Here is a 21539-nt window from a genome sequence, read left to right as displayed (position 1 = left end):
TAGCTTTCTCGCGTGCGCTCACCTACGGACCGCTTCCTGCCGCCCGGCCCGCCGACCTCCGGCCGCGTCCTCGTCATCGCCCCCACCCGCGCGGCCTGCGAGACGATCGAGCTCGCGGTCGGCCTGCACCTCGAGACCTACCTCGAGCGAACCCGCGGCGCCGATGTGCGGCGGCTGGCCGCCAGCGGCGAAGGGTTTGGTATCGTGGCCGGAACCGGCAGCGGCAAGACGCTCGCCATTCGCCCGATCGCCGAAACGATCCTTGGCACCACCGATCTGCGCGTCGGTGTGGTGAATCGCGAACGCGAGGCCACCCCCGAGACGCCGACCTGGAACGTGGTGATCATCACCACCGGGATCGCGCGCCGCTGGTTTCAGGACGGCGACATCCTGCCGAATGACACCCTCATTGTCGACGAGATCCACCAGACGAGTGCGGAGCTCGAGCTCTGTCTCGCGCTGGGCAAGCGGGTGGGCTGTCGCTTCATCTGGCTCTCGGCGACCGTCGATCCGAGCTTCTACGCGCGCTATCTCAACAGCGCCGAGGTGCTCGAGGTGTACGCCTTCGACGAGAGCAAGGCGGCCAAGGTCGAGGTGGAGCGCAAGCAGCCACTGACCTTCCTCGACGATCGGTTTCTGCAGAAGCTCGCGCGCTCCGAACGGGGCGTGGGCATCTTCCTGCCGACGCGCGCGAGCGTGGAAGAGGCGGCCGAATGGGTGCGCAGCCGTTCTCCGCGCATCTCGGCGGCGCACTATCACGGGGGCGAGCCCATTCGCGTCATCCGGCCGTTTCTCGAGGGGGAGGTCCCCAAGCCGTTCTTTCTCGCGATGACCGCCGCCGGACAGAGTGCGCTCAATGTGCCCGGGCTCGATACGGTCATCATCGACGACACGCGCTTCACCAACGTGATCGACAAGGGGCGCAACGTGCTCACGCGCGTGCACCTCGGCGCCAATGAAATCCTGCAGATGGCCGGCCGCGTGCACGGCCGCGTCGCCGGCGGGCGCGTGTTCATTCTCAGCGATCGCGACATCCGCTTCGAAGCGCTGCGCCCCACCGAGCCCGACTTTCAGCTGGCGGGCGATTCCGAGCGCGTGGCCCTCACCTGCGCCGATCTCGGCGTGCGGGCCGATACGCTGGATCTGCCGGTGCCGCTCGACCGGGTGGCGTATCGCAAGGCGATCAGCCATCTCGAATCGCGCGGGCTGGTCGAGAATGGGCGCCTGACGGCCTATGGTCGCGCGGTGGAGGCGCTGCCGGTGGAGCGGGCGTGGGGCGAGCTCATCGTCAATGGCGACGACGAGCTCCTGCCCGTGCTGGCCGTGATGAGCGGCGTGGAGTCGCTGCACCGCATGACACGCGAGGGGCGTGATCTGGAAGGGCTGGTGGTGCGCGGCAGCGATCATCTCACTGCGTACAACGTGTACGCCGAGGGATTCCGCGTCGCCGGGTACATCGGCGATGTGTACGGATTGCCGCGCCACCTGTTCGAGGCGGAGCGCATCGCGCACTGGGCGGAGCAGCGCGGCGTGCTCGTGAAAGCCCTTGAGGACGCCGCGCTGGCGATGGCCAGCGTCTATCGCTCGGTGGGGTTGCCGCTGCCGTCCACGCTGCCGATCGCCGGCCATGCGACGTATCGCAAGTTCGGGGATCTGCTCGCGCGCTACATGCCCTTCGATCTGGTGATCGAGGAGTCCACCGCCGACGGTCAGGAAGCGCGCGTCAGCAAGACGAGCGTGTGCGGGTCGTGGGGCGCGGTGGCCGGCACGCTGCGCTACTTCGCCGACCGCTTCGGCGTGCCGCGCGCCAGCATCGAGGGAACGCAGCTCTCGATGGAGCTCGTCAAGCAGTACGCGCATCGGCATGAGCCGGAGCTGACGCTCGATCCGGAGCGCAAGCACGCGCCGGTCCAGCTGCGGCGGCGCGTCACCTACTACGGCTTCGAGCTCTCACGCGAAACGGAGCCGCTACCGGTCTTTCCGCCGGAGCTGGCGGCGGGCGCGCGGCATCTGCTCGCGGAAGCGGCAGCGCGCGGGGAGCTGCGCCACGCGGGCGTCCGCCGCAACCAGCCGATTGTGGACGAGGTCCGCGAGGTGTATCGCCGGCTCGGCGGCACCACACCGCGGCTCGGGCAGGCTGAGCTCACCGCCTGGTACGAGCAGCGGATGGGCGACGCGACCGATTGGGAGACCATTCGCGCGTTGCCGTTGCTGCTCGATCGCCGCGACTTCCTCACCGAGGCGCAGCGCGACGCCGCGGCGGCGTTGCCGGATGCGGTGGAGATCCGCGACCGCACCGTGGGGCTCGAGTACGACATCGAGGAACACGATTCGCGGCTCGTGCCGGTGGTGCGGCTGCGTTTGCCGGAGAAGCTCGCGCGCACGCTGGTGGTGGAAGAACTTCCGGTGCTCGATCGACCGCTGCGGTTCGTGGTGCCGCGTGGGCAGCGCGGCTCGGTCCGCGCCGACACGCTCCTCGAGGTGCAGGACAAGCTCGATGAGCCGTTCACCGACTTCGAACGGCGCGGCGGTGATCGTGACCGCGATCGCGAGCGTGGTCGCGGGCGGCCGCAGGATCGGGATCGCGGCGGGCCCGGTGGCAGCCACGGGGGGGGCCGCGGCGGCAAGTCCGGTGGTGGTCGCCGTCATCCCGCCAAGGGACGTCGGCGACGCTAGGGCAGCGCGCTCAGGCCAAGCGGCGCGGGGCGTTGCTGGGGAACAGCGGCCGCACCTGGCGCGCGTCGTCAACGAACCGCTCCACTTCACTCGCGCCGATGGGCCGGCTGTAGAGATACCCCTGGCCCAGATCACAGCCGATGCTGTGCAGGAACTGTTGCTGTTCGTCGCTCTCGACGCCCTCGGCGACGACTTCCATCGACAGCGACTTGGCGAGCGAGACGATCGTTCGGACAAAGGCCGCCTCGCGATCGCCCTGCTCGATGCGCGAAACGAAGGAACGGTCAATCTTGAGTTCGTCGACCGGGAAGAACTGGAGCTGGCTGAGTGAGGAGTAGCCGGTGCCGAAGTCGTCGATGGCGAGCCGTACGCCGAGCGTCTTGAGGGCGTTCAGCTTGCGGAGCGCCTCGTCGAGATCCGACATCACGTCGCTCTCGGTGATCTCGAGGACGAGGCGCCGCGGGTCGAGGCCCGAGATCTGGAGCGCCGTCCGGACGTCGTCCACCAGCGCCTCGCCGTCGAGTTGTCTGGCGGCGACGTTGACACTGATCGACATCGCTTCGAGCCCCAGGCGATTCCAGCGCGCCGCCTGAATGCAGGCCTCCTGCATCACCCAGCGCCCGATCGAGACGATCATGCCGGTCTCTTCGGCGATGGTGAGGAACTGCGTCGGATTGATCAGCCCCTTGGTGGGGTGCTCCCAGCGCACCAGCGCCTCGAACCCTTGCACCTGCCCGGTGGCGATCTGCATGAGGGGCTGGAACTCGAGCAGGAACTCGCGCCGGTCGATGGCGAGGCGCAGGTCGGATTCCAGCTCCAGCCAGGCCATCGCCTCGACGTGCATGCTGCGATCGAACTGCTTGACACAGGCGCGTCCCGAGGTCTTCGCCGCATACATCGCCACATCGGCGTTGCGCAGCACGCTCTCTTCGTCTTCCTCGGGCTCCGCAATCGCGATGCCGATGCTGACGCCCACCACGACTTCGCGCCCGCGGATGCGCATGGGCATGCGGAGTAACGTGAGCAGGCGCTCGGCGAGCATCCGCGGATCGTCGCCCTGTTCCACGACTTCGATGACCACCGCGAACTCGTCGCCTCCCAGACGTGCTACCGTTTCGCCGGCGCGCACCGTGCTGGCAATGCGGCGGCCCACGATCTGCAGCAGCTCGTCGCCCACCGCGTGGCCCAACGAGTCATTGACGCGCTTGAAGCCGTCAAGGTCGAGGAGAATGACGGCCACGTGCGTGCCGCCGCGGCTCCGCCGTTCGAGCGCATGGCGCAGGCGATCACGGAAGAGCACTCGATTGGCAAGCCCAGTGAGCTCGTCCTGAAAGGCCTGCTTGACGAGCTGGCTCTCCATGCGCTTCCGCTCGGAGATGTCCTGAATCATGCCAATCAGGCGCGTGGACGCCCCGATACTGACGCGGGAAACCGTCAGCTGCCCCCACACCAGATGCCCTTCCTTGTGGAAGAAGCGCCGTTCCACGGTGACGGCGTCGCGTGCACCAGCCCGGAGTTCGACGGCGAGATCGCGTGTGCTTTCGACATCTTCCTCGGGTGAGAGCGAGGTGGCCGGCCGGCCGATGATATCCTCCGGCAGCCATCCCAGCAGCGCTTGCGACGCCGGATTGGCCTCGAGGATTTCGCCCTCGAACGACAGCACGTGAATGGCGATACCGGCATAATCAAAGAACGCGCGGAAGCGCGCTTCGGTCTCGGCCTGTGCTCGCTGCGATTCGCGCTCGGCGGTACGGTCTCGCGCGTGGCTGAGGAAGACCATCTGTCCGTCGAGCGCCACGGAGTGGATCGTCAGCTCGATCTCGAGGCGGCGTCCATCACGCGTGAACATGGGCAGTTCGGTGGTGACTCCCTCCGGCGGCAGCGCCGCGCCCAGCCCGACGAGCGCGGGCATCTCGAGCGATCCCGGCCCGCGCAGGTCGAGCGCATCGATGTTCCGGCCGAGGACCTCGTCGGCGGTCCATCCGAACAGGCGCTCGGCCTGCTTGTTCCACGCGCGGACGGAGCGATCGCTGGCATCAATGGCAAAGACCGCGAGCGGGCTTTCATCGAACATGGCCCGGTAGCGCTTCTCGCTCTGTTCGATGCGCTCATACCGCTCTTCGAGTTCACGCGACAGCGCGTCCATCGCGGCGGCATTGAGATCGCGCTCACGATCGACATCGCGCAGCAGTTCGCTCACGGCCCGCAACACAGGCGCGAGCCCCCCGGCTGGCTCCTGCCCGCCGAAGTGACGTCGCAGCTGACGCTGAATGAACGGGTGCAGTGGCCCCTGCTCGCTCACGACGGGTTCAACGCTCGCGGATGGTGGTGACGGTCATGGTCTGATTGTGCAGCACCGCGTGCGCAAACTCGCGCCCGTCGGAGGGCGGCGCAATTTCGCCGTTGCTATAGAACCCGGCGATCACCGAGGCACCGCTTTCGCGCGCCACTTCGTCGATTTCCTCGTCGACGCGCGTGCGGAGCACCGCGCGCCGCCCGATGCAGGAGATGCACAGCGCGAAGCTGTCGCCCGCCGAGCCCGCGGGCTTGGCGATCTCGGCGGCGCGCGCGGCGCCATCGAGCAGTTTGTCGCTGGTGGTGCGCATCAGCCGGACCTTGCTCCCGACGGGAATGTCACCGGCGAAGTTCAGGGTGCCGGTGGCGTCGTCGATGCCGAGAATGGTGCGCACCGCGATGGGGGCGTCGGGAGCCGGGCGCACCGCCAGCGGAAAGAGCAGGGCCGATCCTGGGAGCTCGGCGACGAAATCGCCGAGGTATCGCTTGTAGACGTCGAGCGCCCGTTCGCCGTCGAGTTCGTGTACGGAGGCGATGCCGGCTGCGGTCACGACGCGTTCCGGGCCGAAGAGATCCCAGCCGCCGACCGAGCCCGTGCCGATGTCGATGTGCGCGCCCGCGAGTCCAACGGCGACCAGCCGCTTCTCGGTGGGTGGTCCGTTGAGGCCGACCACTGATCGCGAGAGCAGGGTTCCATTCGACGCCAACCCGCCACTGATGCGGACGTCCGCCCCAACATGCGTGTTCAGCGTCTCCAGAAACGCCGCGGCGTTGAAGGTGATCCCCTCGGCGAAGATCAGGACGTGGCGCAGTTCGTCGATGGCGCGCAGGCGCTCGCCCAACTCGTGGCCGAGGGCGGCGCTGCTTTCGATCGTCACGCCGTCGACCACCACCGGATGGACGGTGGTGGCCTGCTCGAAGGTCAGAAACGCCACCACCGTGGGGGTGTCCTGCACCAGGCCATTGACGATCTGTCCGCCACCGGAGGCGTAGACGTGCTGGGCCTGCGGGCAGTGTGCGGCGATCTCGTGGAACCAGCAGGCGCCGGGCGCATCCACGGGGCCGAAGCTGAGGATCAGGTGAGCGGAGGCCTCATCCGGGCCGAGTGGAGCGGACCATCCCGCGGCGGGGGTCCAGGAGAGGCTTCGGGCTTTCATGAGCGCGCACGAGAGAGGGGGGAGGCCTAGGGCCGTCATCGACTGCCGTAGCAAGTATCGGCAGCTCGTCCCGCATCTGAACGTGTATTCATCGTGCGCCGGACGCGCATCGTGGCCCAAAATGTTGTCAGTCGCAGATTTACAGTTGGTGTGCCTGTTTGATAGGACCGATCGGTCCTAGCCGTCCGGAATCGAGGATCCGGGCTGCTGTCGGCGCGTTTGTGGGTTGAAAAAACTAAGTTGTTGATTTGTATAGTCTTAGTATTTCCACATCCCCCCTCTTGCGCTTTGGACCACACGGTCCTATCATCAGGCATAATGTCAGACCGCCGCACGCAAATCCTCGACGCTGCCGCCACGCTCATCTCCGAACGCGGATTTACGTCCACGTCCGTCGACGATGTGATCAAGGGCGCGAAGCTCAGTGGTAAGAGTCATTTCTACCACTACTTCAAGTCCAAGGAAGAGCTGGGTTACGAAGTGCTCAATCGGCAGTTCGAGCGCTTCGCCGAGCGCGGTCTGGCGATCCTGCGCGAGCCGATGATCGATCCGCTCGAGCGCCTGTACCTGTTCATCGACGCCGTGGTGGCGTTGCAGTCGGAAAGCGGCGGCCGCCGTGGGTCGCCGTTCGGGAACCTGGCGGCGGAGCTCGCTGACGCGCACGAAGGGTTCCGCGTGCGTATCGAGGCGGTGTTCGAGCGTTGGGCGAGCCAGATCCGCTCGCTGCTCTGGGAAGCCCGTCCGCAGTTGCAGGACGATGTCGATGCGGTGCGGCTGTCCCGCTTCATCATTGCGGCGCTCGAGGGCGCGGTCCTGATGACGCGCGTGAAGCGCGATCTCTCCGTGCTGGAGGGGATCGCGGCCGATCTGAAGCGGTTCATTGCGATGCACGTGCGGGAAGGGGCGGCGCAGGCGAGCCGCGCGGTCGAATAGCGCGGTCCACAGGAGAGCGAACATGGTGAGCATGGACGAGACGACGATGGCTCAGGCGGTGTCGCGCCTGGACGCCGAGGAGCCGGCAGGGCGCCCCGAGGATCGCGCCGCACGCCGGGCGCAGTTCGAGCGCGAGGCGCTCGTGCACCTCGATGCGATGTACTCGTTTGCGCTCAAACTCGCGCGCTCGCGCGACGACGCCGAGGATCTCGTGTCGGACACCCTCCTGCGCGCCTTCGAGCGCTGGGAGCAGTATCACCTCGGGACGAACATCCGCGCGTGGCTCTTCACGATTCTCTATCACGTGTTCGTGAGCCGGAAGCGGCGCATCGACGCGCGCGAAGTGCAGCAGCCGGAAGACACCGAGGGGTGGGCGCTCTTCGAGGCGGTCGGTGAAGCGGATCCGGAAGGCCGGTTCTACGATTCCTTCCTCGACGACGAGATCACCGCGGCCATCCGTGGTCTTCCCGAGGAGTATCGCTCGGCGGTCGTGTTGAGCGACCTGCAGGGGCTGCGCTACGCCGAGATCGCGAACGTGCTCGGCGTGCCGGAGGGTACCGTCAAGTCGCGCCTGTTCCGCGGTCGTCGCCTGCTGCAGCGCAAGCTGGCGAACTACGCCGTAGAGATGGGCTACCTGAAGGAGTCGGTCGTACGGGCGGTATTGAGCCCCGTCACCATGGTCGGTAGCGCCTGAGCGCTACGCGCTGGTCAGAGCTGCTTCAGCTCGACCAGCGCCCGTTCCACCGTGTCGCTCCAACTGGCGAGCTGGCGCCGCAAGGCCGCCAGCTCGCTTCGTGCATCGGTAGCCTGCTGCGCCGCGTCGTCGTGTAGCGACATCAGTTCATTCAGCCGATCGCGCATGACCGCGACTTCGGCCGCGAGATGATTGCGGTCGCGCTCCGTTTCGTCGAGGAGTTCGTGCACCCGCGCACGGGTTTGGGTGAGCAGCGTGCACATCGATCGCCACGCATCACGCTCGAGGACCAGCTGCTGCCGCGCCGCCGTGTCTTCGGCGAGCTTCTCGCGCAACTTGACCAGCCGCTGTACGAGCGTGCCGTTCCCGTTCACCGACGTCGCCGGCCCCAGAATGGCCAGCGCGGCCTGCAGCTCGCGATCGAGTTCGGCCGCGCGCCGCGCGTATTCATCGCGCGCGCGCCGGGTCTCGTCGAGCGTAGCCAGCGCCTCGCGCAGCGCGCGCAGTTCAACGGCAATGCGCCGCACGCCACGCACGTCCCCTTCGGCGACCAGCCATCGTAGCGACGCCACGAACCCCCGCTCAAGCGTGAGATCGGGGTCGGCGATGGCTTCGATCGCGCTGGAGGGGGTGCGCGGGGTGGTCATGCCAGGCGGGCGGTCCGGTGCACCCTGGCCATCATGCGCCGCTGCTCCCGACACGGGCCCGATGGCGCGCCGCCTTGGCGCGGTTGCCGCAGGTACCCATGTCGCACCAGCGACGCAGACCATTTTTGGTCCCGTCGAAGAACACGCGATGGCAGCGCGGATCGGCGCAGCGGCGCACGCGCGAAAGCTCGTCGAAGACGAGCGCGTCGGCGGCGGACTCCACAATGGGGATCATGAGGCCCGCGAACGCATCGCCCGTCGGCACGAAGCTGCGCGTAAAGCCGCCGTCGGGCGCCGCTTCGAGGCGGCGCGTCCCGGCGCTGCGCCCCAGCACGCGATTGATCTCGATCACCGCGTCGTCGCGCACCCGATCCGTGCTGGTCCCGCGCTCGGCGAGGGCGCGAAGCGCCGCGCGAACGCGCCGCGCATCCACCAGCGTGGCCGCCGCGGCCGCCGGCTGCAGCACCGCGCGACGACGGATCCCTGCCGCGCGCTCGTCATCCACGGCGGCATGCTGCTGCAGCCACGTCAGGAGTGCCTCGAAGTCGCGCAGCAGATCGCCGCCGGGCGTCTGCGCCGCCGCGTCGGTGTTCACGAAATCCAGCCAGAGCCGCGTCCGGGGGCGCTCGGCGCCGAGCGGCCGTTCCCGTGCATCGGCCCGTCGCATGGCGGTGGAAGCGGGCATTAGTGTGATGAAGGTCTCAGGCAGTCCCTAGTCTTACTCGTCTACGTGGCTGCGAGCAAGCGTTTTGCCCTTTTCCCGGTTACCTCGCGTGACATTGTACCCCAGCAACGATCGCTTTTCCCGCGTCATCGTGGGCTCGACCAACCCGGTGAAGATCGCGGCCGTGCGCGCCGTTGTGGCGCGTCTGGCCCCGGACGCCACCGTGCAGGGGCTCGCCGTTGAAAGCGGGGTGCCGGCGCAGCCGTTTGGAGATGCGGAGACACAGGCCGGGGCCCGACAGCGCGCCCGCGCCGCGTTGGCGAACGGACAGGGCACGCTCGGTGTCGGCCTGGAGGGCGGCGTGGTAGAGTTGCCCGACGGCAGCATGCGCAGCTGCGCCTGGGCGGTCGTCGTCGATGCCGACGGACGCGAGGGGGTTGGCGGGTCGCTCGCCATGCCCCTGCCGGCGGTCGTGGCCGCCCGCATCCGCGCCGGCGAGGAGCTGGGTTACGCGATGGACGCGGTCGCCAACACGGTCGGCACGAAGCATGGTCGTGGCGCGGTCGGGATCCTCACCGCCGGCCTGATTGATCGACAGGGCGCTTACGAGCCGCTGGTCACCTATGCGTTGGCGCCCTGGCTCGCGCCGGAGTTCTTCGCCGCGCGGTAGTGCACCGCGTGGGAACGCGCGGCGCGCTAATGCCCAGCCGCGTGTGGTCGATACGCCAGCACCGGCACGTGGGTGTGCCGGATGAGCTCATCGGTGGTGCTGCCCAGCATGAACCGCGCGAAGCCGCCACGGCCATGCGTGGCGATGGCAATGGCGCCGGCGTGCAACCGCGTCGCTTCGCCGAGGAGGGCGCTCGACACACTCATGTCGTCGAGCGCGGCGGACGTGGTCCCGACTGGAGCGTTCGCCGCGAGCCGCGCGAGGTACTCCTGACGCCCGCCGCGTTCGGCCTGCAGCGCCGTATCATCGACGAGCAGTGTGTCGGTGCCAAACGGCGCCATGGGGACCGCGTGCGGCACGCTGACGCCCACGAAGTGCAGCGGCAGTCCGGTGGCCTCGGCGAAGGCGCGCGCGTGCGGCAGCATGGCCTCGGCGAACGACGAGCCGTCGAGCGCGCACACGATGGGACCTGCGGGGAAGGCCGGCACCACCGCATCATGTTCGGCGCGCAGGAGGAGCACGGGGCGCGTGATCCGCGTCAGAAACGTGGTGGCCACGCTGCCGAGGCGGAGGCGCTGGAAGCCGCTCCGCCCATGCGTGGTCATCACGGTGAGATCGGCATCCACCCGCTCCACGTAGCGTTCCAGCGCATCGGCGATGCTCCCCTCGAGCATCGCGCCAATCGCCGGGATGTCCATGGCGCGGAGCCGCTCGACCGCCTGATCGAGGGTCCGGGCGTCGGCCTCGCGGTGCTCCCGCTCGAGGGCGGCATCGTAGATCGGTACCGCGACTTCGCCAGCCACAAACGGGATGTACGCCGAGGGATCGTGCACCATGGCGAGATGCACGGTGGCCGCCGTCCGACGCGCCAAATCGACCGCCAGGGGGAGCGCGGTGGCGCTGAGCGCCGAGCCGTCGAAGGGCACAAGGATGGTCCGGTACATAGCTTGAGCATGGCATCAAATCAGCCCGCCAGCCAGCGGGAATCCCCGACACCGAGTCACCGCCTCGTCACGCATGACGCCGCCCCCTTTTCGCTTTACCGAACGCGTCCGCTGGGCCGATGTTGACCTGGTGGGCATCATGCGCTTCAGCGCCGTGACGCGGTTCATCGAGATGGCCGAGCAGGAGCTCCTGCGCGACGCCGGCATGCCCTTCAGTGAGCTGTTCGGGCCGGATACGGTGTGGATGCCCCGGCGGCATCTGGCCATCGAGTATCTGGCGCCGGCGCGCATCGACGAGCTGCTGACGGTCGAGGTGTGGATCTCCAAAATGGGCACGACCTCCCTCACCTTCTCGTGTGAATTGCTGCTCCCCGATGAGCGAGTGGTGGCGCGGGCGGCCATGGTGGTGGTCTGCGTGACAACCGCCTTTGAAAAGCGCCCGCTCCCCCGGGTGGTGCGGGAAAAGCTGGATCCTTATCTGATCGCCTCGGAGAGCCCCCCGCCGGGTTGAGTCGGGAGGGGCTCAGGCCCCCCGAATCGGCTAGATTTCCGGGATGTCCGAGACTTCCACTCCGTCCCCCGCGGCCACCGCCGGGGACACGTATGTGCGCAAGGGATTTGGCCTCAAGGCCGAAGTGCAGGATACCCTCGCCGCCGACTACACCGGTCATCTGGTCGACCTGCTGCGCGCCCGCGAGTACACGCTGACGGTGGGCGAGACGACGATCCGCCTGGCCCGCGAGTTCGGGTTCTGCTACGGCGTCGAACGCGCGGTGGACTACGCGTATCAGACGCGCCTCAAGTTCCCCGACAAGCGCATCTTCCTGGCCGGCGAGATCATCCATAACCCGCATGTGAATGCCAAGCTGCGCGAGATGGGGGTCGTATTCCTCTCGGCGAGTGGCAAGGGTTTTGACTATGCGCCGGTGGCCAAGGAAGACGTGGTGATCCTCCCGGCGTTCGGCGTGACCATCCAGGATTTTCAGACGCTGCGCGAGCTCGGCTGCGTGATCGTGGACACCACCTGCGGCTCGGTGCTCAACGTGTGGAAGCGCGTCGAAGTGTACGCCCGTGACGGGTTCACCTCGCTCATCCACGGCAAGTACTACCACGAGGAGACGCGCGCGACTGCCTCGCAGGTGGAGAAGTACGCCAAGGGGCACTACCTGGTCGTACGCGACATGGGCGAGGCCGAGCTGGTGATGGACTACATCGAGGCGAAGGCCGGCGGCACGCCGCCGCGTCCGGCGCTCTCGCGCGAGGCATTTCTGGAGAAGTTCGCCGTGGCGGCGTCGGATGGGTTCGATCCCGACCTGCATCTCGATCGCATCGGCGTGGCCAATCAGACCACCATGCTGGCGCGTGAGTCGCTCGCGATCGGCGCCGCGGTGGGTGAAGCGATGGCCCGGGCGTATGGCGAGGCGCACAAGGCCGAGCACTTCCGTACGTTCGATACCATCTGCAGTGCCACACAGGACCGGCAGGACGCGGTGCAGGAACTGTTGCGCGAACCGCTCGATCTGATGGTCGTGGTTGGGGGCTACAACTCGAGCAATACGATCTCGCTGGCGGCGCTCTGTGCCGAGCATGTGCCCACGTATCACATCGCCGACCCGGACGAGATCGATTCCGACGGCAACGGCGTGCGCTACCGGCGCATCCACAAGCACCACTACGAAGACACGATGCAGCCGTGGCTGCCCACCAGCGGCCCGTTGCGCGTGGGGATCACCGCCGGCGCGAGCACGCCCAACAACAAGATCGGCCAGGCGGTGGCGCGGGTGTTTGCCATTCGCGGCATCGATCCGGCCACGGTGGTGTGATGCGCGGGACCCTCGTGTCATTCGCGGCGAATGGCGGCACCGCGACCGGCTATCTGTCGCTGCCGCCGTCGGGGCACGGGCCCGGCCTGTTGGTGCTGCAGGAGTGGTGGGGGCTCGTCGATCACATCAAGGACGTGGCCGATCGCTTCGCCGAGGCGGGCTATGTGGTTCTCGCGCCGGATCTGTATCGGGGGGAGTCGGCTGGCTCGCCCGACGAGGCCCAGCGCTTGATGATGGCGCTCGACATGCCGTTCACTGCGCAGGCGTTGCGCGGGGGCGCCGAGTATCTGCGCGCGCACCCCGCCGTTGCGCCCCGGCGCGTCGGGGCGCTGGGGTTCTGCCTCGGTGGTCAGCTCGCGCTCTTTGCGGCCACGGCGCATCCCGATGTGATCGACGCGGTGGTGGACTTCTACGGCGTGTTCAATCCGCGCGTGCCGGTCGATCTGACGGCGCTGCGGGCGCCGGTGCTCGCCCACTTCGGACGCACCGACAAGAGCATTCCGGTCGAGCGCGCCGAAGGGTTGCTCGCCGACATCACGGCGCGCGGCGTGCCCGTCGAAGGGTACTTCTACGACGCGGGGCACGCGTTCTTCAATGACGCGCGCGCCGTGGTGTACGACGCCGCAGCGGCGCAGACGGCGTGGACCCGCACGCTCGACTTTCTCCAGCGGACGCTCGGGTGACCATGACGCGATGGATGCGGCTGCTGCGTGTCGCGATGGCCGGTGGGGCGGCGCTCGCCGCCTTGGCGTGTCACCGGGGCGTGACGCCCGCGCGTGGCGGCCTGTCGTCGTCGAAGACGCCGGTCACGGTGCGGATGCTCCTCGTGAACGATGTCTACGTCATCGATACGCTTCGTGATGGCAGTGGCGGCCTGGCGCGCGTGGCGGGGCTCCGGGATTCGCTCGAGCGAGTCACCGGTGACCGGGTGCTGTTGCTGTTGGCCGGCGATGTGCTCTCGCCCAGCGTGCTCGGCAAGTGGTACCTCGGCGCGCAGATGGTCGACGGTCTTAACGCGGCCCGTCTGGACTACGCCACGTTGGGCAATCACGAGTTCGACATCTCGCGGGCCGCCCTCGGCGCACGTCTGAGTGAATCGCGCTTTCGCTGGCTCTCCGGCAACTGCGCCGACGCCACGGGCGCGCCGTTCTCTGGCGTGCGCGGGTGGGATACGGTCCGGGTGAACGGCGTGAAGATCGGCCTCTACGGCACGACCGTCGTGCGCGATTATCCGAGCTACGTGAAGTGTCGGAACGCCGACAGCGCGACCACGCAGCTGGTGGATACGCTGATCGCGCAGCGCAGTGACCTCGTTGTGGGGCTCACGCACCGCTACATCTTCGAGGATGCGCGCACCCTCGAGACCGATCCGCGCATCCAGGCCATTCTCGGCGGGCACGAGCACGACGGCAAGCGCGTCGTCGTGAACGGGCGCGTCGTGGTCAAGGCGATGTCGAATGCCCGTACGGCCGTGTTGGTGACCTTCACCCGCGGTCCGAATGGGTGGGTGACGCGCGACGAGATGGTTCCAATCGACCGTCGGCTCCCGCAGCAGGCCGCCACGCGCGCGGTGGTGGCGCGGTGGCGCGATACACTGACCCAGCGCATCGGCCCCGATCGCGTGCTCGGTGTGGCACCGGAGGCGATCAATGCGCTCGACTCAATCTCCCGCAAGGGCGAGTCGCGCTTTGGTGATCTGGTGGCGGATGGCATGCGTCTCGGGACCAAGGCGGATGTGGCGCTCATCAACTCGGGCGCGCTACGGTTTGACGATGTGATGGCCGCGGGCCCGATCACGCGCCACATGATCGAAGGCATCTTTCTCTTCGCCGACGAGACGCGCGCGGTCACCTTCCCGCTGAGCGGTGCGCGGTTGCGCGCGGTGCTCGAAACGGGCGTGCGCCAGGGCGGGCTGGGTGACGGCCCCTACCCGCAAGTGAGCGGCGTCCGATTTACCATCGATGGGACCCGGCCGAGTGGCTCGCGCATCGTAGGGGAGCTGCGTCGGGATGATGGGCGCCTGATCGCGCCGACCGATACGCTGCAGGTGACGTTTGTGACGTATCCAGCGTGCCGTGGCGGGGACGGGTACAGCATTCCCGAAGCGGCAGCGGCGTGCGCGGCGGTCGCGGCGAATCCGGCGGCGGCACCGCGCACGGTGGATCTCGTGCTGCGCCACCTGGAAGGGATGGGGGGGCGAATTGTGGCGCCGGAGGTGGGGCGGGTGACGCGGGTGGATCGGCGGTAGGGGCGGGCCAACTGCGGGAAGACGTACTGCGGGAAGACGTACTGCGGATCTTTGGCGAGGGGTGACGATGCTTTCGAAGTTCCGGTTGGATGGACGCGTGGCGATCGTGACCGGTGCGACGCGGGGGATCGGTTTGGCGATCGCCAGTTCCCTTGCTGAGGCGGGCGCACGCCTCGTGGTCTCCTCGCGCAAGGCGGAGCATGTGGACGCGGCCGTCCATGAGTTGCGGGGGAAGGGCGCCGAGGTGGTGGGGGTGGTGTCGAACATGGGGAAGGCAGCCGATGCGCACGAGTTGGCGGCGCGCGCGGTGGAGCACTTCGATGGGATCGACATCATCGTGAACAACGCCGCGACCAATCCCATCTTCGGGCCGCTGCAGCAGGCGACCGACGAAGCGTTCGACAAGATCATGGCGGTGAACGTGAAGGGCCCGCTGGAGCTGTGTCGCACGGCGCACTCGGTGATGGCGGCGCGTGGTGGTGGCGCCATCGTGAACATCTCGAGCATCGGCGGGGTGTCGCCGGAGCCCGGGCTCGGGCTCTACAGCGTGAGCAAGGCGGCGCTGATTTCACTCACCAAGGTCATGGCCCAGGAATGGGGTGCCGAGGGGATTCGCGCCAACGTGATCTGCCCGGGGCTCATTCGCACGAAATTTTCGCAGGCGCTGTGGCAGGATGACCAGATCGCCAATCAGATGCTCGGTAGCCAGCCGATTCAGCGGCTGGGGGAACCGGAGGATATCGCCGGCCTCGCGCTGTTCCTCGCCTCCGATGCGTCCGCCTACTGCACCGGCGGCGTGTATCTCGCCGAAGGCGGGTACCTCTCGTGAGTCACGCCACGGCCGCGATCAGCACGGAAGAGATCGGCGCGATGCTCGAGACCGCGCGGCGCTTCGTGCGCGAGGAGCTGGTGCCACACGAAGCCGAGTTGCTGCACGGCTCATGGGCGGCCATCACGCCGCGTCTGGAGCAGCTCCGCGCGCGCGCCCGAGCGCTCGGGTTGTGGGCGCCGTTTCTCCCCGAGGCGTATGGCGGCGTGGGGCTGCCACTCGATGCCTATGCGCGCCTGAGTGAAGTACTGGGCTGGACGCCGTTTGGCCACTACGTGTGCAACTGTCAGGCACCCGACGTGGGCAACATGGAGCTGCTGCTCCAGTTCGGCACCGACGCGCAGCGGGCGCAGTTTCTGGAGCCGCTCGCCCGGGGAGAGATCCGCAGCTGCTTTGCGATGACCGAGCCGGAGCATGCCGGCTCCAATCCGGTCTGGATGTCCACGCGCGCGGTGCGCGATGGAGACGAATGGGTCATCATTGGCCACAAATGGTTCACGAGCAGCGCCGACGGTGCCGCCTTCACCATCGTGATGGCGGTGACCGATCCCGATGCAACCGCCCCGCATGCGCGAGCGAGTCAGATCATCGTGCCACTGTCCACGCCGGGCTTCACGCTGGTGCGGAACATCTCGGTGATGGGTGAGGCGGGTGGTGGGTGGGCGAGTCACGCTGAGGTGCGCTTCGACGGTGTGCGCGTCCCGGTGGCCAATACGCTGGGGGCGCCGGGAAAAGGGTTTGCACTGGCGCAGGAGCGACTCGGACCCGGTCGTATTCACCACTGCATGCGCTGGATCGGGGTGTGCGAACGTGCCTTTGACCTGATGTGCCGCTACGCGGCCACGCGCGAACTCGCGCCGGGCGACCTGCTGGCGAGCAAGCAGCAGGTCCAGATGTGGATCGCCGACTCGCGCATCGCCATTCATGCGGCCCGGCTGATGGTCCTCGATGCCGCCACGCGCATGGCGCGTGAGGGGCAGGAGGCCGCCCGCGAGGAAGTGGCGTACATCAAGGTGTTCGTGGCGAACACGCTGCAGCAGGTCCTCGATCGCGCCATCCAGGTGCACGGCGCGCTGGGGATGACCGACGATACGCCCCTCGCGTGGTGGTATCGCCATGAGCGCGCCGCGCGCATCTACGATGGCGCCGATGAAGTGCACAAGACGGTCATCGCACGGCGCGCGCTCAAGCCGTACCTCGGCGGGCGCGCATGAGTGCGCGTCCCACGCCCGTCCACGGCACCGTGGCCATCCGGGCGGGTGAGGAGATCGACGCCGATGTGCTGCGTGGCTGGCTCACCCATGCGGCGCCCCACACAGTGCCCGCCGGGGCGGTGCTGACGATTCGGCAATTCCCCGCCGGCTTTTCGAATCTCACCTATCTCGTGACGGTGCATCACGAGCATGGCGAGAAGACGTTCGTGCTGCGGCGTCCACCGTTCGGTGCCCCCGGCGGTGTGGCGCACGACATGCCGCGTGAGCATGGTATCCTCGCCGCGCTGCATCCGCTCCGGGTGCCGGTCCCGCGGCCGGTGGCGGTGTGCACGGATGCGGCGGTCATCGGTGCGCCGTTCTACATGATGGAGCACGTCGAGGGATTGATCCTGCGTGGCGCCCTGCCGCCGCTCCTTGCCGAATCGCCCACGGTCGCCACGCAGCTCGGCGCGTTGTCGCGCACCTGTGCCGAAACCCTCGCGCAGTTGCATGCGGTCCCCATCGCCGGGACGTCGCTCGCGTCACTCGGGCGCCCCGAAGGCTATGTGCAGCGCCAGGTCGAGGGATGGATCAAGCGCTGGCACACGTCGCGCACGGAGGACGTGCCCGCCATGGACGACGTCGCGGCGTGGCTCTCGGCGCATCGACCACCGGACAGCGGCGTGTCGCTCGTGCACAACGACTTCAAGCTGGACAATCTCGTCCTCGAGCCCGACGCGTCGCGCGTGCGCGCCATCCTCGACTGGGAGATGGCCACGATCGGCGACCCGCTCATGGATCTCGGGACCACGCTCGCCTACTGGGTCGAAGCCGGTGATGCTCCGATCTTCCGCGCGCTCGGACTCGGCGTGACCGCCATGCCCGGCGCCTACACCCGCGCACAGTTCGTGGCCGCCTACGCCGACGCGCGCGGCATCGCCGTGCCGGACGTGCGCTTCTATGTGGCCTTCGGGCGCTTCAAGGTGGCCGTCATCGCGCAGCAGATCTACGCGCGATTCGTGCGCGGGTTGACGACGGACGCGCGGTTTGGGCGATTGGGAGAGGTGGTGGAAGCGCTGGGAGGGGCGGCGCGTTCGGGGGTTGAGGGCTGAAGGGCGGAAAGACGTACGGCGGGAAGACAAGCGGCGGGAAGACGACCCGCGGGAAGCGACAGCACCTCTCGCTGTTCGTCTTCCCGCGGTTCGTCTTCCCGCCGTACGTCTTTCCGCCCTTCAGCGGTTGAGCCGTTAGCCGTACACCTCAAACACCCCCGCCGCTCCCATCCCTCCCCCAATACACATCGTCACCATCCCGTACCCGCCGCCGCGACGCTTGAGTTCGTGCACGAGCTGCGTCGTGAGCTTGGCGCCGGTCGCGCCGAGCGGGTGACCGAGGGCGATGGCGCCGCCGTTCACGTTGATGATGTCGGTGGGCAGGTCGAGTTCCTTGATCACGGCCAGCGCCTGCGCGGCGAAGGCTTCGTTGAACTCGATGAGCTTGAGGTCCTTGAGTGTGAGGCCGGCACGCTTGAGCGCCTTGGGCACCGCCTTGATCGGCCCGACGCCCATGATGTCGGGATCCACACCGCCCACGGCGAAGCTTACGAAACGTGCGAGGGGCGCGATGCCGAGCTCCTTGGCCTTGGTGGCGCTCATGAGCAGCACCGCCGCCGCGCCGTCGGAGTAGGGGCTCGCGTTGCCGGCCGTCACAGAGCCCGTGGGCACGAAGGCGGGGCGGAGCTTGGCGAGGCCTTCGGCGGTGGTGTCCGCGCGCGGGCACTCGTCGGTGGCATACAGCACCTCCGTCACCGTCTTCTCGGCGCCCTTCCACGCGTAGCGCTTGGTGGCGATGGGCACGATCTCCGGCGCAAACACACCCGCCGCCACGGCCGCCGAGGCGCGCTGCTGGCTGCCAAGCGCAAACGCATCCTGCTGCTCACGCGTGATCTCCCACCGCTTCGCGACGCGCTCGGCGGTGAACCCCATGCCGATGTAGCTCTCGGTGATCTCGGGAGAGAGGCGCGTGTTGTAACCGCTCATCGGAACCTGCGACATCATCTCGATGCCGCCGGCGAGCACCGCGTCGCCCTGACCCGCGATAATCGCCTGCGCCGCGTAGTTGACCGCCTGCAGCCCCGACGAGCAGAAGCGATTGATCGTGGCCGCCGACGTTTCGACGGGGAGTCCGCCGCGCAGCCACGCGAGGCGGGCGTGATTGAGCCCCTGCGAGGCCTCCGGCATCGCGCAGCCCCACTGCACATCCTCGATGAGTGCCGGATCCACACCGGCGCGATCGATGGCGGCCTTCATGACCGCGGACGACAGGTCCACGGGATGCACACCGGCCAGCGCCCCATCCGCCTTGCCTCGGGCGACGGCGCTACGCGCGGCGCTGACGAGTACGACTTCAGTCATCTGCTCTCTCCTCGCGCGCTCAGTTGCGCAGCGGCTTGCCGGTCTTGAGGGTGTAGGCGATCCGTTCCTGCGTCTCCTTGGTGCCGAGGAGACTGAGGAACTGTTCGCGCTCGAGGTCGAGCAGATCCTGCTCGGTCACATCGCGGGGCGTGCCGTCGCCACCGCAGAGCACATACGCCACGGCGCGTCCCACCCGACAATCGTGGGCACTCGCCTGACCGGCCTCCTTCGCCGCCCACAACGCGTATTCCAGGTTGCCGAGCCCTTCGCGACCGAGGGCCCGCACCGTCTTCTCCACCGGCGGCAGGTAGCCGGGCGCGAGATCGAGCACCCGCTGCTTGGCGTCGCTCAGGTGGTGATCACGGTTCATGCTGATGCGATCGCGATCGCGCAGGAAGCCATTGACCCGTGCTTCGAATGCCGACGTGCTCGTGGTCGCAAACGCGATGAGCTTGAAGGCGCGCTTGACCGCCGCGAAGTAGTCGACCTCTTCGTAGTGCTGCAGTTCGCCGGTGAAGCGCACCAGCAGTTCCTTGGTGCCGCCACCACCCGGCAACAGGCCAACACCGGCTTCCACGAGGCCGATGTAGCTCTCGGCGTGCGCCTGCACGGCATCGGCGTGCAACGTGAACTCGCAGCCGCCGCCCAACGTCATGCCGGCCGGAGCCACGACCACGGGGAAGGGCGCGCGGCGAATCGACATCACACTGTCCTGGAACGCCTTGATGCTCTCGGCGATGTCATCCCATGCGCCGGCGGCAATGGCGAACGACACGAGCGAGAGATCGGCGCCCACGCTGAACGCGCGCGGGTCTTCGTTGCCGATCACGAGGCCATTGAAGCCCAGTTTCTGCACCTTGGTGATCGCCTTGCCCAGCCCTTCCAAGACGCCGCTCCCGAGGCTGTTCATCTTGGAGCGGAACTCGAAGCAGGCCACGCCATCGCCCAGATCGATCAGGCGCGACAGGCCGTTGTCTTCGAGCACACGGCCCGCCTGCGCGAGCCCCACGAGGGAGATGCGCCCCGGGATGCCGGGGATGGGCTCGTAGGTACCTTCGAACGTGAGATACTCGCCGTCCTTGTAGAAGCTGCCGCGGGCCTGATCCAGCAGCGCCGGGATGGGCTTGCCCTGCAGGCGGAACTGTTCGCGGAGCCAATCGAGGCCAAGGGCATCCATGATCTGAAACGGTCCCGCCTCCCAGCCATAGCCCCACTCCATCGCGCGGTCGATCGCCACGATGTCGTAGGCGAGCTCGCTGGCGAGCGTGAGCGTGTAGTGGGCGGCGTCGGTGAGGTGATCACGCAGGAACGCGCCCTGTGCGCCCGGCACCGCGCGCGCGGCCGGCAGGCGCTGCGCGATGGGGGTGCGGATGGCCGCACCGATATCGCCGCCTTCGAGCCGCTGCTGCGGCACATACGTCTTCGTCTTCCAATCGAAGGTCAGCGTGCCCGTCTTGGTCTTGCTGTAAAAGCCGCCGCCCGTCTTGTCGCCCAGCTTCCCCTGCGCCACAAGCGACTCGTGCACCCACGTCGGCAGCGCAAAGTCTTCGCCGGTCGCGGCGCCGATCCCCTTGGTGACATGCGCGAGCACATCGAGGCCGGAGAGATCGCCGGTGCGGAACGTTGCCGTGCGGGCGCGACCGATCAGCGCTCCGGTCAGGCCGTCCACTTCGTCGATCGTGAGCCCGTGCTGCTCCATGCGCCGCATGGTCGCCACCATGCCGTACACGCCCAGCCGGTTGGCGATGAAACCGGGGACGTCCTTCGCGATCACGATGCCCTTGCCCAGCGTGCGCTCGGCGAACTCGCGGATCGCCCCGATCACCGCCGGATCCGTCTCCGGGGTCGGGATGATCTCGAGCAGGTGCATGTACCGCGGCGGATTGAAGAAGTGCGTGCCCAGGAACCGCCGGCGGAACTTCTCGCCACGATCCTTGAGCAGCAGCGCCATCGGAATGCCCGAGGTGTTCGACGACACGATGGCGGTGGGCTTCATGAGCCCCTCGATGCGCGCGAACAGCTGCTGCTTGGGTTCGGGCTGCTCGATGATCGCCTCGCAGATCCAGTCGCAGTCGGCGAGGAGGGAGAGGTGGTCGTCGGTGTTGCCGGTGCGCACACGCGCCGCCGCGGCCGCTTCCATGAACGACGCGGGCTTGCTCTTGAGCGCCTTCTGCAGGCCGTTCCGGGCCGGCGCGCTGCGATTGGGCGACGTGGGATTAGCGTCGCCGGGGATATCGAGCAGGACGACCCGGCAGCCAGCCGAGGCCGCAAGGGCAGCGATGCCGCTACCCATGGCGCCGGCGCCAACCACGCCGACCGTCGTGACACGCATTGAAGGACTCTCCGTGGGGG

General features: G+C 68.0%; 18 protein-coding genes. 11 read left to right on the top strand and 7 right to left on the bottom strand.

The window, feature by feature from the left end; genetic code table 11:
- Nucleotides 1-12 precede the first annotated feature (12 nt).
- Nucleotides 13-2676, top strand: a complete 2664-nt coding sequence (locus K2R93_00910; GenBank protein MBY0488372.1) for a DEAD/DEAH box helicase — start codon at nucleotides 13-15, stop codon at nucleotides 2674-2676.
- A gap of 10 nt (nucleotides 2677-2686) precedes the next feature.
- Here K2R93_00910 and K2R93_00905 read toward each other — a convergent pair whose 3' ends face one another.
- Nucleotides 2687-4978, bottom strand: a complete 2292-nt coding sequence (locus tag K2R93_00905) for an EAL domain-containing protein (GenBank protein ID MBY0488371.1) — start codon at nucleotides 4976-4978, stop codon at nucleotides 2687-2689.
- A 7-nt stretch (nucleotides 4979-4985) separates the two neighbouring features.
- Nucleotides 4986-6128 (bottom strand): FIST C-terminal domain-containing protein, encoded by a 1143-nt coding sequence (locus K2R93_00900; GenBank protein MBY0488370.1) that lies wholly within the window; start codon nucleotides 6126-6128, stop codon nucleotides 4986-4988.
- A 318-nt stretch (nucleotides 6129-6446) separates the two neighbouring features.
- On the opposite strand from K2R93_00900, the gene K2R93_00895 reads away from it, so the two are divergent.
- Nucleotides 6447-7061: a TetR/AcrR family transcriptional regulator gene (locus K2R93_00895; GenBank protein MBY0488369.1), complete on the top strand. Its 615-nt coding sequence runs from the start codon at nucleotides 6447-6449 to the stop codon at nucleotides 7059-7061.
- A 31-nt stretch (nucleotides 7062-7092) separates the two neighbouring features.
- Nucleotides 7093-7755: a sigma-70 family RNA polymerase sigma factor gene (locus K2R93_00890; GenBank protein ID MBY0488368.1), complete on the top strand. Its 663-nt coding sequence runs from the start codon at nucleotides 7093-7095 to the stop codon at nucleotides 7753-7755.
- Between the two features lie 14 nt (nucleotides 7756-7769).
- Here the strand turns inward: K2R93_00890 and K2R93_00885 are convergent, their stop codons facing one another.
- Together K2R93_00885 and K2R93_00880 are read right to left on the bottom strand one after the other, a co-directional pair.
- On the bottom strand, nucleotides 7770-8402 hold the full coding sequence (locus K2R93_00885; protein ID MBY0488367.1) for a hypothetical protein: 633 nt from the start codon (nucleotides 8400-8402) through the stop codon (nucleotides 7770-7772).
- A 31-nt stretch (nucleotides 8403-8433) separates the two neighbouring features.
- Entirely contained in the window at nucleotides 8434-9087 is a 654-nt protein-coding gene (locus K2R93_00880) for a CGNR zinc finger domain-containing protein (protein MBY0488366.1), read from the bottom strand.
- An 88-nt stretch (nucleotides 9088-9175) separates the two neighbouring features.
- On the opposite strand from K2R93_00880, the gene yjjX reads away from it, so the two are divergent.
- Complete coding sequence (yjjX, locus tag K2R93_00875; protein ID MBY0488365.1) at nucleotides 9176-9736, top strand: inosine/xanthosine triphosphatase; 561 nt, start codon at nucleotides 9176-9178, stop codon at nucleotides 9734-9736.
- A gap of 26 nt (nucleotides 9737-9762) precedes the next feature.
- Here yjjX and K2R93_00870 read toward each other — a convergent pair whose 3' ends face one another.
- On the bottom strand, nucleotides 9763-10680 hold the full coding sequence (locus K2R93_00870; GenBank protein MBY0488364.1) for a universal stress protein: 918 nt from the start codon (nucleotides 10678-10680) through the stop codon (nucleotides 9763-9765).
- Nucleotides 10681-10753: 73 nt separating this feature from the next.
- On the opposite strand from K2R93_00870, the gene K2R93_00865 reads away from it, so the two are divergent.
- From K2R93_00865 to K2R93_00835, 7 genes are all read left to right on the top strand, one after another.
- On the top strand, nucleotides 10754-11191 hold the full coding sequence (locus tag K2R93_00865) for an acyl-CoA thioesterase (protein MBY0488363.1): 438 nt from the start codon (nucleotides 10754-10756) through the stop codon (nucleotides 11189-11191).
- Between the two features lie 43 nt (nucleotides 11192-11234).
- A complete protein-coding gene (locus tag K2R93_00860) occupies nucleotides 11235-12503 on the top strand; it encodes a 4-hydroxy-3-methylbut-2-enyl diphosphate reductase (protein MBY0488362.1) in 1269 nt (422 codons plus the stop codon).
- Nucleotides 12503-13186, top strand: a complete 684-nt coding sequence (locus K2R93_00855; GenBank protein MBY0488361.1) for a dienelactone hydrolase family protein — start codon at nucleotides 12503-12505, stop codon at nucleotides 13184-13186. The genes K2R93_00860 and K2R93_00855 overlap by 1 nt, the downstream gene beginning before the upstream one ends.
- A 2-nt stretch (nucleotides 13187-13188) precedes the next feature.
- The gene (locus K2R93_00850; protein MBY0488360.1) at nucleotides 13189-14751 is read left to right on the top strand and encodes a bifunctional metallophosphatase/5'-nucleotidase; all 1563 of its coding nucleotides are present in this window, start codon (nucleotides 13189-13191) and stop codon (nucleotides 14749-14751) included.
- A gap of 67 nt (nucleotides 14752-14818) precedes the next feature.
- Entirely contained in the window at nucleotides 14819-15580 is a 762-nt protein-coding gene (locus K2R93_00845; GenBank protein MBY0488359.1) for an SDR family oxidoreductase, read from the top strand.
- Nucleotides 15577-16794, top strand: a complete 1218-nt coding sequence (locus K2R93_00840) for an acyl-CoA dehydrogenase family protein (protein ID MBY0488358.1) — start codon at nucleotides 15577-15579, stop codon at nucleotides 16792-16794. The genes K2R93_00845 and K2R93_00840 overlap by 4 nt, the downstream gene beginning before the upstream one ends.
- A complete protein-coding gene (locus K2R93_00835) occupies nucleotides 16791-17885 on the top strand; it encodes a phosphotransferase family protein (protein ID MBY0488357.1) in 1095 nt (364 codons plus the stop codon). Before K2R93_00840 ends, K2R93_00835 begins: the two co-directional genes overlap by 4 nt.
- Before the next feature lie 135 nt (nucleotides 17886-18020).
- On the opposite strand, the gene K2R93_00830 is transcribed toward K2R93_00835, so the two are convergent.
- Together K2R93_00830 and K2R93_00825 are read right to left on the bottom strand one after the other, a co-directional pair.
- Nucleotides 18021-19187 (bottom strand): thiolase family protein, encoded by a 1167-nt coding sequence (locus K2R93_00830; protein ID MBY0488356.1) that lies wholly within the window; start codon nucleotides 19185-19187, stop codon nucleotides 18021-18023.
- A gap of 19 nt (nucleotides 19188-19206) precedes the next feature.
- Nucleotides 19207-21519 carry a 3-hydroxyacyl-CoA dehydrogenase/enoyl-CoA hydratase family protein gene (locus K2R93_00825; GenBank protein ID MBY0488355.1) on the bottom strand — a complete coding sequence of 771 codons (2313 nt, stop codon included), beginning with the start codon at nucleotides 21517-21519 and terminating at the stop codon, nucleotides 19207-19209.
- Between the last annotated feature and the right edge of the window lie 20 nt (nucleotides 21520-21539).

The sequence above is a fragment of the Gemmatimonadaceae bacterium genome, from assembly GCA_019752115.1.
In the GTDB taxonomy this organism is placed as follows: domain Bacteria; phylum Gemmatimonadota; class Gemmatimonadetes; order Gemmatimonadales; family Gemmatimonadaceae; genus Gemmatimonas.
Note: the sequence above shows the minus strand (reverse complement) of the source record. Positions and strands in the feature narration are given on the sequence as shown.

Bases quoted from the DNA above. Each gene is read 5' to 3' on its own strand.
- K2R93_00900 (MBY0488370.1), bottom strand. From the start codon at position 6,128: ATGAAAGCCCGAAGCCTCTCCTGGACCCCCGCCGCGGGATGGTCCGCT.
- K2R93_00895 (MBY0488369.1), top strand. From the start codon at position 6,447: ATGTCAGACCGCCGCACGCAAATCCTCGACGCTGCCGCCACGCTCATC.
- K2R93_00890 (MBY0488368.1), top strand. From the start codon at position 7,093: ATGGACGAGACGACGATGGCTCAGGCGGTGTCGCGCCTGGACGCCGAG.
- K2R93_00885 (MBY0488367.1), bottom strand. From the start codon at position 8,402: ATGACCACCCCGCGCACCCCCTCCAGCGCGATCGAAGCCATCGCCGAC.
- K2R93_00880 (MBY0488366.1), bottom strand. From the start codon at position 9,087: ATGCCCGCTTCCACCGCCATGCGACGGGCCGATGCACGGGAACGGCCG.
- K2R93_00870 (MBY0488364.1), bottom strand. From the start codon at position 10,680: ATGTACCGGACCATCCTTGTGCCCTTCGACGGCTCGGCGCTCAGCGCC.
- K2R93_00865 (MBY0488363.1), top strand. From the start codon at position 10,754: ATGACGCCGCCCCCTTTTCGCTTTACCGAACGCGTCCGCTGGGCCGAT.
- K2R93_00860 (MBY0488362.1), top strand. From the start codon at position 11,235: ATGTCCGAGACTTCCACTCCGTCCCCCGCGGCCACCGCCGGGGACACG.
- K2R93_00855 (MBY0488361.1), top strand. From the start codon at position 12,503: ATGCGCGGGACCCTCGTGTCATTCGCGGCGAATGGCGGCACCGCGACC.
- K2R93_00850 (MBY0488360.1), top strand. From the start codon at position 13,189: ATGACGCGATGGATGCGGCTGCTGCGTGTCGCGATGGCCGGTGGGGCG.
- K2R93_00845 (MBY0488359.1), top strand. From the start codon at position 14,819: ATGCTTTCGAAGTTCCGGTTGGATGGACGCGTGGCGATCGTGACCGGT.
- K2R93_00835 (MBY0488357.1), top strand. From the start codon at position 16,791: ATGAGTGCGCGTCCCACGCCCGTCCACGGCACCGTGGCCATCCGGGCG.
- K2R93_00830 (MBY0488356.1), bottom strand. From the start codon at position 19,187: ATGACTGAAGTCGTACTCGTCAGCGCCGCGCGTAGCGCCGTCGCCCGA.
- K2R93_00825 (MBY0488355.1), bottom strand. From the start codon at position 21,519: ATGCGTGTCACGACGGTCGGCGTGGTTGGCGCCGGCGCCATGGGTAGC.